Below are 9,422 nucleotides of genomic sequence, written 5' to 3' on the forward strand. Positions count from 1 at the left end.
CCATGCCCGGCGGCCTCCAGCCTCCGGGATCCCAGCCGCCCGCGGCGACGGCCGCAGCCCCCGCCACGGAAGGGGAGCTCTACACGGCGGCCAAGCAGGCTTTTGACCAGGGCGACTTCCAGAACGCCCGGGACGGTTTCCAGAAGCTTCTGCTCCAGTACCCCAAAACAAGGAACGCGGACAGCGCCCAGTTCTGGATCGGTGAAACCTTCTACCGTGAAAAGGAATATGAGCAGGCCATCCTGGAGTATCAAACGGTTATCGAAAAGTATCCCAAAGGAAACAAGGTTCAGGCCGCCCTCTTGAAGCAGGGGTTCGCCTTCGCCGGCATGGGGGACAAGGCCAATGCCCGCCTGATCCTCCAGGAGCTGATCGAAAAGTATCCCAATTCGAGTGAAGCCAAAATCGCCCGCCAGAAGATGGGCAGCCTCTGATGCGTCCCCTTTCCGTCACTGCCGTCCATGGCGCCCGCCGCCCCTCATGCTCACGGTGATCGGGATCGATCCCGGTCTTGCCGATACGGGAATCGGCGTTGTCAGCGGCCATGGCATGAAGGTGGACCGGTTCGCCTTCGGCAGCATCACCACTCAGAAAGAGCATGACCTGACAGACCGGCTGGAAATTATCTACGCCGGACTCTCGGAGGTCATCCAGGCTGAAAAGCCTGACCTTATGATCGTCGAGGATGTCTTCTCCCTGGCCAGGTACCCAAAATCCGGCATCACCCTCGGCAAGGTCACCGGCGTCATCCTTCTTGCCGGCAGGCAGGCGAACATTCCCGTCGGGGAGGTTCCGGTCCGGGAAGCCAAAAAGGTGCTGACGGGAAACGGCGCCGCCGACAAGGCCCAACTGGAAATGGCCGTTCGGAGGTTTCTCGGAGCGACCGCCCCCATTCGACCCTTTCACGCCTCAGACGCCCTGGCCCTGGCCCTCATCGGGCTCTTCAGGCACCACCCCTGAAATGACGTCGCGTCACCGGCCCGCCTGGCCGATGCGCCGGATACGATGACACCATGATCGCTTATCTAAAAGGCACCCTTTTCCGGAAAGAGGAAGACCGCATTCTCCTTCTGGTGAACCATGTGGGGTACGAGGTCATCCTTCCCTTCTTTGTCATGACCACCCTGGAAAACATGGTCATCGGCGACGATCTCGCCCTCTTCATCTATTACCATCACACGGAACGTCAGCCCGCCCCGATCCTCATCGGGTTTAACTCAGAGACGGAAAAGGAGTTCTTCCAGCATTTCATCTCCGTCGAGGCCATCGGCCCCCTGAAGGCCGTCAAGGCCCTCACCCGCCCCATCAGCGATATCGCCGAAGCCATCGAGTCCAACAACGCGGGCATTCTCCGGGACCTCAAAGGCATCGGCGCCCGGACCGCCCAGAAAATCATCGCCACCTTGGGCGGGAAAATGGGTAAATTTGCACGCTCCCCCGGGCAGGGCGGGCCGACATCCGACATGCCCGAAAAATTCGTCGAGAAGGTCCTCGAGGTCCTGGTCACCCAGCTTGGGCACAAGACCGCGGAGGCACGGCAGATGATCACCGAAGCCCTTGAGCGCAGCAGCGCCATCGCCACCCCCGAAGAACTTTTTGATGAAATCTATCGCGGAAATGGTGTAAAATAATATCATCAATCATGATCTGTCAGTTGTGCGAAGGGGGCTTTGCATTCAGACGATGGCCGGCAACATCTTAACGCATTCATCCGACCCGGAGGGGATTCTCACCAGAAAAGACCTGCCCATGGATGAGGCGCCGGAGATCCTCTCCCTCAGGCCGCGGAAGCTTTCCGACTACGTCGGCCAGCCCGAGGTGGTGGAAACCCTGGAGATCGCCATGTCGGCCGCGAAAAAAAGGAACGAACCTTTGGATCACGTCCTCTTTCACGGGCCGCCGGGCCTGGGAAAGACCACCCTGGCCCACATCATCGCAAACGAAATGGGCGGCGGCCTCACCATCACCTCCGGACCGGCCCTCGAGAAAGGGGGCGACCTCATCGGCATCCTGACCCACCTGTCCGAAGGGGATGTCCTGTTTGTCGACGAAATCCACAGAACGCCTAAAAACGTGGAGGAGTTTCTCTACCCGGCCATGGAGGACTTTGCCGTGGATTTTGTTTTCGACAAGGGGGTCCATGCCAGGAGCCATCGATTCCGCCTGGGCCGGTTCACCCTCGTGGGCGCCACCACCCGGGTGGGCCTTTTGTCCGCCCCCCTCCGGGACCGGTTCGGCATCTTCAGGAGCCTTGATTTCTACCATGAAAAAGACCTGGTCACCATCGCGAAGCGGTCGGCCGCCCTGCTCGACGTGATCATCGACGATTCCGGGGCGGCGGAGCTGGCCCGGCGCTCCCGGGGGACCCCCCGCATCGTCAATCGCCTTCTCAAGCGGGTCCGGGATTACACCCAGGTCCGCGCGGACGGCGTGATCACCCTTCCGACGGTCATCCGCTCCCTGGCCCTGGAGGGGGTGGATGAAATGGGGCTGACCCCGCTGGACCGCAGGTATCTGGAAACCGTGATCCGGTTTTACGGCGGCGGACCGGTGGGGATCGAGGCCATTGCGGCGACGCTTCAGGAAGAAACCGATACCCTGGTGGACGTGGTCGAGCCGTATCTCCTCAAGATCGGCTTTATCACGAGGACCTCGTCGGGCCGCAGGGCCTCCGAGGCCGCCTGCAAACATCTGGCCATCCCCTGCCGGCGGGACCCCCTTTTTGACCGGGAAGCATAGGAAAAGGGCCGGGACGTGAACTGCATCACTCTCTTGACGGATTTCGGGACCGTGGACGAATATGTGGGCGTGATGAAAGGCGTCATCCTGACGATTCATCCGGCGGCGGCGATCGTGGACATCTGCCATGACATTCCGCCCGGGGACATCCCTTCGGCCGCCCGCATGCTCACCGCCGCGTATGGTTATTTTCCCCGGAAAACCGTCCATGTCTGCGTCGTCGATCCGGGCGTGGGGACAAACCGGGCCGTCCTGGCAGCCCGGGCGGACGATCATTTCTTTGTCGCTCCGGACAACGGCATTCTTTTCCCCCTGCTCAGCAGGGCATCCGTCGACAACGTGGTCCGCGTCCATAACGCCGATTTTTTTCTCCCCGAGATCAGCCGCACCTTCCATGGCAGGGACGTCTTGGCGCCGGTGGCGGCCCATCTCCTGCGGGGGGTTTCCATTGCAGACCTGGGGCCGCCCATGCCGGTCGACGAAATGGTCTCCCTTGCGCTCCCGCGGCCCCAAGCGGCCCCAGACGGCGGGTTTGTCGGCACGGTCACCGGCGCAGACCGGTTCGGCAACCTCCTGACCAACATCGAAAGTCGCCATATCGACCCCATGACAGGCCGGGGAGAGGCAATTGAAATCCTCGTGGGCGGCGTCGTTATCCCCGGCCTGTCCGGCAATTACGGCCGTCTGGATGGGAAAACCTGCCTTGCCCTGATCGGGAGCCGGGGGATTCTTGAAATTGCCGTGAGCGGGGGCAGCGCAAAAGAGCGCCTCAAGGCGAAGACCGGGGATCCGGTGACGGTCCGCCGAAAGAAGATTCCGGAGGAGATGAAACAGGATTCATGAAAAAACGGAACATGACGGCCATCCTGGCATGCTGGAGCCTGCTGTGGTCAGGTGTAGTGGCTTGCGCCGCGCCGCCGCCGATGGAGAGCCATCCGCGGGCATCTTATCCGGCCGACCGGAATATCCCCCCGCGGAATACCGGCGGAACGAACGCCGGTCATCCCGATGCGGGTTCAAATGCGGGCGCTCCGGATACGGCAGTGATGCCAGGCGTCTTTGTTTCCCACGAACCCGGCGACGCGGGCGCTTATGCCATCGTTGTGGAAAAATCGAGCCAATCCCTGGTTCTGTATGACATGCAGAACCAGCCGGAACCGGTTTTCCGCGTGGGATGCTCCACCGGAAAAAATTACGGCCCCAAAACCGTATCAGGGGACGCCAAGACCCCTGAGGGCGTCTATTTTTTCAACCAGGAGTTTGATGACGAGCACCTGTCGCCCATTTACGGCGTAAAGGCGTTCCCGACCGACTATCCAAATCTGATGGACAGGATAGCCCTGCGCACCGGCAGCGCCATATGGCTCCACGGCACGGACAAGCCATTGAAACCCTTTGATTCCAACGGCTGCGTCGCCGTTGAAAACGCCGATCTCCTGGCCCTCTCGCCTTTCATCACCGTGAACCGAACGCCCATCATCATCGTGGATTCGTTGCAAAGCCAGCCCATCCATGCCGCCAAAGAGACCAAGGCTGCGGTGGAAGATCTTCTGAAAAAATGGCACATGGCCCTCGAGACCGGGGCATATGCGGATTTCATTGCCTGCTATGGCGCCGGGGCGCCGTTTTCATCCTGGTGGGAGGAGTGGGCGTGGCAGCAGGCGGCCATGTGCGCAACCGGCATCCCATTGCGGCTAAAAACGAAAAAGATCGCCGTCTTCAGAAACCGGAACACCCTTGTGGCCGTCTGTGATCAGTACATCCGGGCCGAAGGCACGGCGCTCCGGGTGGGCATCAAGCAATTCTTCCTGGAATACCAGGGAGGCCGCCCGGTCATCCTGGCCGATACCTATCAGGCACTTTCAGAGATCAGCCGGGAATATCCCATGAAAAACCCGTTGGTTGCGGTTTCCCGGTTTCTTGTGCAGGCCCTGGGCGCCGCCGCTATGGAAGCCGCCCCCGGAAAGGTTCCCATCGGTTTCAGTGAGGCCGCAAGCCGACGGATGAACGACCGGACATCGCCTCTGCCGCCCTACACCTTCGATCCCGTCGGCTTCCTCCGCGCGGACGGTTTTCCGCTCCCGGTGCTGGAACGAGAACGCACGGCTGACATACAACGGCCGTTTTAGATCACGCCATGTTCGAGAAGGATTCTGCCACCGATTGCCAGCAGCACAACGCCGCCTGTCAAAGCCGCATAGCGTGCAAGACGCAAGCGTCGTCCGCCATCGCCGCCAAACGCGCCCCACCCTGTCACGCGCCGGCTGGGTCCCAGCAGAACTCGGCCCGCAGCGGAAAATGGTCCGAGGGATACCGGCCGCTGAACCGGTCGCAGATCACCATGGCCCGCTTCAATCGCAGTCCGCCCCGGTAGAGGATCCAATCGATGTGTTCCCCGATGGTCGCGCCTGAAAAGCCGTGATGGGTCGCGGGATAGGGCGGCGCGAAAGCATTCCGGAACCCGGCCCTCTCTTCCCCGATCGATTCCCCGGTCTCGGAGACAAACACAGGATGGCAGGGGGCGTCTGGGGACGCGTTGAAATCCCCCATGACGATCGCCGGAATCGTGGTCGAAAGGCGGGAAAGGCGTTCTAAAATGATTCCCGCGCTCGCCGTCTGAACCGCCTCGTTGAAATCGAAATGGGTATTGATGCAGATGATCTCTTGCTGCTCTCTCTCGAACAGGGCCATGGTGCATTGCCGGGGCCAGCGGCTCTCCCGGAAGCGACTCGGGATGTCCGGCGTCGGGCTCAGGAAAAAATGGTCAACTGCCCTGCATCTCCACGGCCGCCGATAAAAGATGACATTGTTCTGCCAGAAGGACGGCGATGGAACCCGTTGCCCGACACGGCCATAATCCGCCAGGATGCCGGCCAGATCATCAGCCTGGAAATGATTCACCTCCTGGAAGGCCATGAAATCGGCCGAATGCCGGTCGAACAGCGGCGGGAAGGCATCCTTCCTGAAACGCCAGGCGTTCGCGCCGTCATCCGCAAGACCGAACCGGATGTTGAAGGTCAAGGCCGACACGCTATCCTGCATTGACATCGGATCCCCCGTCGCGGTCATTCCGCCCCGCCCCCGATTTCATGGCGGCGGATGCAGCGGGAAAGATCATCTACTGTCAGGCCGCCGGGAAGCTGCCTGAAATGGTCGAAGGTCACGTCGCCGAAGGGGAGGGACAGGGCCTGTTTCAATTGGGCGAAGATGCCCAGATAGGTTTCAAGGATCCGATGGTTCCAGTCGAGACCGATGCGGGCGGCCAGTGCCGGTATCTCGTCCCTCTCCCCCTCGATTTCGAGGAATTCCCCGAAGGGCATGGTATCCATGCAGAGATGGCTGCCGCCGACGGCGATGGTCTCCCGCCGTTTTTCGTAAACCTGGGCCGGATGATATCCGAGGGCGCCCAGGATCCGGACCATGGTGGAAAAGTCGCTGACTTCCACTTCAAGTTCTTCGAATATCTTAAAGTTCTCCCGGTCCCGATCGGAAACGCCGGCGGATTCGGATTTGAATGTCAGCCGGGTGCCCCGGTCCTGTCGAAGGCGCAGGAGCGAGTTTCGCTTCAGAAGGCCGTGTTCGGCGTCCTCGAACCGGATATTCCTCTCGAAGACCCTCCCCCCGGAGCGCCCGCCCATCGCCTCGATGCGACTGCGGATTTCCCTTCCGGCGGCCTCTTCCGTGCCCAGGTAAAACTTGACTTCGATTTCAAGTGCCATGAACAACGCCTTCCGTTCCTGATGTGGCTTTCTACGATTTTCTTCAGTTTATTCAAGGCGGAACGCCGTGTCAATGCGATGATGATTTCCGGGACAAATTATTTTTTTATTGACAGGAGGTCGATTTTATTTTATCTGTGCCTGGTTATATAAACCACAGGGAGTCGAATACGGTGAAAAAGTACACATATAGCGCTAAAGAATCGGATAATGCTGGCAAGTGGTATGTCATTGATGCCCAGGGCCTCGTTCTGGGAAGATTGGCGAGCAAGATCGCGCACCGGATCCGCGGAAAACACAACCCGCTGTTTACGCCGCACGTGGACACCGGCGACAATATCGTCGTCGTCAACGCAGACAAGATCGTCCTGACCGGCCGCAAGATGGATCAGAAAAAATACTACCGGCACAGCGGATACACCGGCGGCTTGACGACGACCACGGCCCGTGAATTGATGGCGAAAAAGCCGGAGGATGTCATCCGCTTTGCCGTCAAAGGGATGCTGCCGAAAAACAGGCTGGGCAAGAAACTGATCAAAAAACTCAAGGTCTACACCGGCAGTGATCACCCCCATGCCGCGCAGCAGCCCGAGGTTCTGGAGTTCTGATACACCCACACGGTTCATTGAAATAATCGATCGAGGCATTTTATGGAAAAAGAAACGGTTTATTACGCAACAGGCAGACGGAAAACAGCGGTTGCCAGAACCTGGATCAAGCCCGGCAACGGGAATTTCCTGGTCAACAACCGGGAAGTCGGGGAGTATTTTCCCACGGAGTCCGCAAGGCTGATCCTGACCCAACCCCTCATGATCACCAACAACATCAGCAGCTTTGACGTAAAGGTCACGGTAACCGGCGGTGGGATATCCGGTCAGGTCGGCGCCATTCGCCACGGCATTACGCGGGCGCTGATTGAGATGGATCCTGACCTGAGGCCGGTTCTGAAAAAAGCAGGTTTCGTCAAGAGGGATCCCCGCGTCAAGGAACGGAAAAAATACGGTCAAAAAGGCGCAAGAGCCCGCTTCCAGTTCTCGAAACGGTAAAACCTCACCCCCGGTTGATTCAAACAGTTTTGGATACGGGAGCAGGATCGCGATCCGCTCCCGTATTCTTTTCTACTCTCCTCCCCTGCGACTATCTGTCCCGCCCTTGGGCCCACACCGGCGATCGTTTTTCCAGAAAGGCGGAAATTCCCTCCCGTGCATCCCCATCAAGGCTGTTCACCACCATGGATTCGGCGGCATGCCGATAGGCGTCGGTTTCGGCCAGATCCACCTGGGCATAAAAAGCGCGCTTTCCAAAGCCCAGGGTGAAACCGCTGAACTGCGACAGTTCACAGGCCCATGTCTCCGTTTCCTCCGCGAGCCGTTCCGGGGGGACCACCCGGTTGACAAGACCGTACGCCTCGGCCTCCGCGGCTGAAATCATCCGCCCCGACAGAAGCATCTCCATGGCCCGCCTGCGGCCGATGACCCGGACCAGGGGCACCATGGGGGTGGTGCAGAACAGCCCGATCCTCACGCCAGGCGTCGCGAACCGCGCGCCGTTTTCGGCCACGGCCAGATCGCAGGCGGCCACGAGCTGGCAGCCGGCCGCGGTGGCAATGCCGTGAACCTGTGCGATCACCGGCTGCGGCATCTGCTGCAGGGAAAGCATCATCTCGGAGCACTGGAGAAAAATCCTGCGGATGTGCCCGACATCCGGCGTGGCGATGGAAAATTCCTTCAGATTGTGCCCCGCGCAGAAAACCGGCCCATTCCCCCGAATGATGATCACCTTGAGGTCGCTTCGGGTTTTGATATGGTTCAGATGCGCCTGAATCGCCCCGATCATCTCCAGGGAGAGCGCGTTTCTGCTTTCCGGCTGATTCAATGTCAACCAGCCCAGTGCATTTTTTTCTTCAAACAATACGAGAGCCATTACAGCCTTCCTTCCTGGTTTGCATCAGACGCGCGACGCGGATTCCGGACCGGGGCGGAGCGCGATGGACAGCGCTGCCCGCGGCCCGGATCCTTCTTCTCACGTCCAAATGGATTGCTCGGAATAAAAAAGGCGAATTACAGAGATGGAAAACCTGCAATTCGCCCTTTTACGGGGAATATGATCAGATGGTCGTTTCGGGTTTTTCAGCTGCGGGAGGCTGCAGTACGGGAGGCTCCGCCGCAGGAGCTTCTTCCGGAGCGGCTTTCTCCGGTGCGGCCTCCGCCGGCGGCTTGGCCTCGGCGGCCTGAAGGATTCCCTCAATCGCCTCGGCCCGCTTGTTCACCATCAGCGCCTGATTTTCGGTCAGATCAAGGGCTTTGGCCTCCGCAAGCCATTTGAGGGCTTTTTCAAAATCAGCCGGGCTTCCCTTGGCCGCAGCCGCATCCGCCCGGTAGAGAAGCATCATCAGGTCGACGCTGACCAGACGCGCATCAATCGCTTTCTTGAATTCGTCGGAAAACGCAAAGGCTTCCGCCTCCGCCAGTTGCGCTCGAATCTGTTCAAGATTCGGCACGTCCTCGGCGAACAGCTCGTCGATCCTGGAGATTGAAACGCCAAAGGCCAGCGTTAGTGCTTCCGCCTTGCTGTAGATGTCTTTCAGGGGCTCCGGTACGGCGGCCGCGGGAATTTTCGCAATCCGAACCTCCCCTGCCGGGGAGAATTGGCCTTTCCAGATCTGCACGGTGTCGCCCTTGGCTTTCAGATAATATTTTGTGCAATTTGAAAAACTGGCGGCCACGATCAGGGTAAACACCACCGCGAGACAGGCAACGGCGTATCGGATCGCCTTTTCCACGGGATCGGCCTTTTTCCTGGCCAGCGCGGCGGCCTCAGCCGCCTTCCGCTCCGCTTCGGCCTTCTCTGCCGCCGCTTTCGCCTCGGCCGCCTTTCGCTCCGCTTCGGCCTTCTCTGCCGCCGCTTTCGCCTCGGCCGCCTTCCGCTCCGCTTCGGCCTTCTCTGCCGCCGCTTTCGCCTCGG

Annotated in this window: 12 protein-coding genes; 8 read left to right on the forward strand and 4 right to left on the reverse strand. The window is 59.9% G+C overall.

From position 1 onward, the window contains the following. The 6 genes from ybgF to ACEW8N_RS21165 form a co-directional block, all read left to right on the forward strand. The coding region (ybgF, locus tag ACEW8N_RS21140; RefSeq protein ID WP_373501856.1) for a tol-pal system protein YbgF at positions 1–434 on the forward strand (434 nt) is incomplete at its 5' end. Between the two features lie 46 nt (positions 435–480). Then, complete coding sequence (locus ACEW8N_RS21145; protein WP_373501857.1) at positions 481–960, forward strand: crossover junction endodeoxyribonuclease RuvC; 480 nt, start codon at positions 481–483, stop codon at positions 958–960. A gap of 53 nt (positions 961–1,013) precedes the next feature. Then, a complete protein-coding gene (gene ruvA / locus ACEW8N_RS21150; protein ID WP_373501858.1) occupies positions 1,014–1,631 on the forward strand; it encodes a Holliday junction branch migration protein RuvA in 618 nt (205 codons plus the stop codon). A gap of 52 nt (positions 1,632–1,683) precedes the next feature. Then, positions 1,684–2,739 (forward strand): Holliday junction branch migration DNA helicase RuvB, encoded by a 1,056-nt coding sequence (gene ruvB, locus ACEW8N_RS21155; protein ID WP_373501859.1) that lies wholly within the window; start codon positions 1,684–1,686, stop codon positions 2,737–2,739. A gap of 15 nt (positions 2,740–2,754) precedes the next feature. Further along, entirely contained in the window at positions 2,755–3,582 is an 828-nt protein-coding gene (locus tag ACEW8N_RS21160) for an S-adenosyl-l-methionine hydroxide adenosyltransferase family protein (protein WP_373501860.1), read from the forward strand. Beyond that, positions 3,579–4,868 carry a murein L,D-transpeptidase family protein gene (locus tag ACEW8N_RS21165; RefSeq protein ID WP_373501861.1) on the forward strand — a complete coding sequence of 430 codons (1,290 nt, stop codon included), beginning with the start codon at positions 3,579–3,581 and terminating at the stop codon, positions 4,866–4,868. Before ACEW8N_RS21160 ends, ACEW8N_RS21165 begins: the two co-directional genes overlap by 4 nt. A 124-nt stretch (positions 4,869–4,992) precedes the next feature. Here the strand turns inward: ACEW8N_RS21165 and ACEW8N_RS21170 are convergent, their stop codons facing one another. Both ACEW8N_RS21170 and ACEW8N_RS21175 read right to left on the reverse strand, forming a co-directional pair. Further along, a complete protein-coding gene (locus ACEW8N_RS21170; RefSeq protein ID WP_373501862.1) occupies positions 4,993–5,787 on the reverse strand; it encodes an endonuclease/exonuclease/phosphatase family protein in 795 nt (264 codons plus the stop codon). A gap of 17 nt (positions 5,788–5,804) precedes the next feature. After that, positions 5,805–6,458, reverse strand: coding sequence for a class IV adenylate cyclase (locus ACEW8N_RS21175; protein WP_373501863.1), 654 nt, complete (start codon positions 6,456–6,458; stop codon positions 5,805–5,807). Between the two features lie 173 nt (positions 6,459–6,631). On the opposite strand from ACEW8N_RS21175, the gene rplM reads away from it, so the two are divergent. Both rplM and rpsI read left to right on the forward strand, forming a co-directional pair. Then, a complete protein-coding gene (rplM, locus tag ACEW8N_RS21180; protein ID WP_373501864.1) occupies positions 6,632–7,066 on the forward strand; it encodes a 50S ribosomal protein L13 in 435 nt (144 codons plus the stop codon). Between the two features lie 42 nt (positions 7,067–7,108). Continuing rightward, positions 7,109–7,504: a 30S ribosomal protein S9 gene (gene rpsI, locus ACEW8N_RS21185; RefSeq protein WP_373501865.1), complete on the forward strand. Its 396-nt coding sequence runs from the start codon at positions 7,109–7,111 to the stop codon at positions 7,502–7,504. Between the two features lie 91 nt (positions 7,505–7,595). Here rpsI and ACEW8N_RS21190 read toward each other — a convergent pair whose 3' ends face one another. Both ACEW8N_RS21190 and ACEW8N_RS21195 read right to left on the reverse strand, forming a co-directional pair. Continuing rightward, the gene (locus tag ACEW8N_RS21190) at positions 7,596–8,381 is read right to left on the reverse strand and encodes an enoyl-CoA hydratase (protein WP_373501866.1); all 786 of its coding nucleotides are present in this window, start codon (positions 8,379–8,381) and stop codon (positions 7,596–7,598) included. Between the two features lie 184 nt (positions 8,382–8,565). Then, positions 8,566–9,422, reverse strand: an 857-nt coding sequence (locus ACEW8N_RS21195) for a hypothetical protein (protein WP_373501867.1), incomplete at its 5' end; no start/stop codon positions are given.

The sequence above is a fragment of the Desulfococcus sp. genome (genome assembly GCF_041737845.1).
Classification (GTDB): Bacteria; Desulfobacterota; Desulfobacteria; order Desulfobacterales; family Desulfococcaceae; genus Desulfococcus.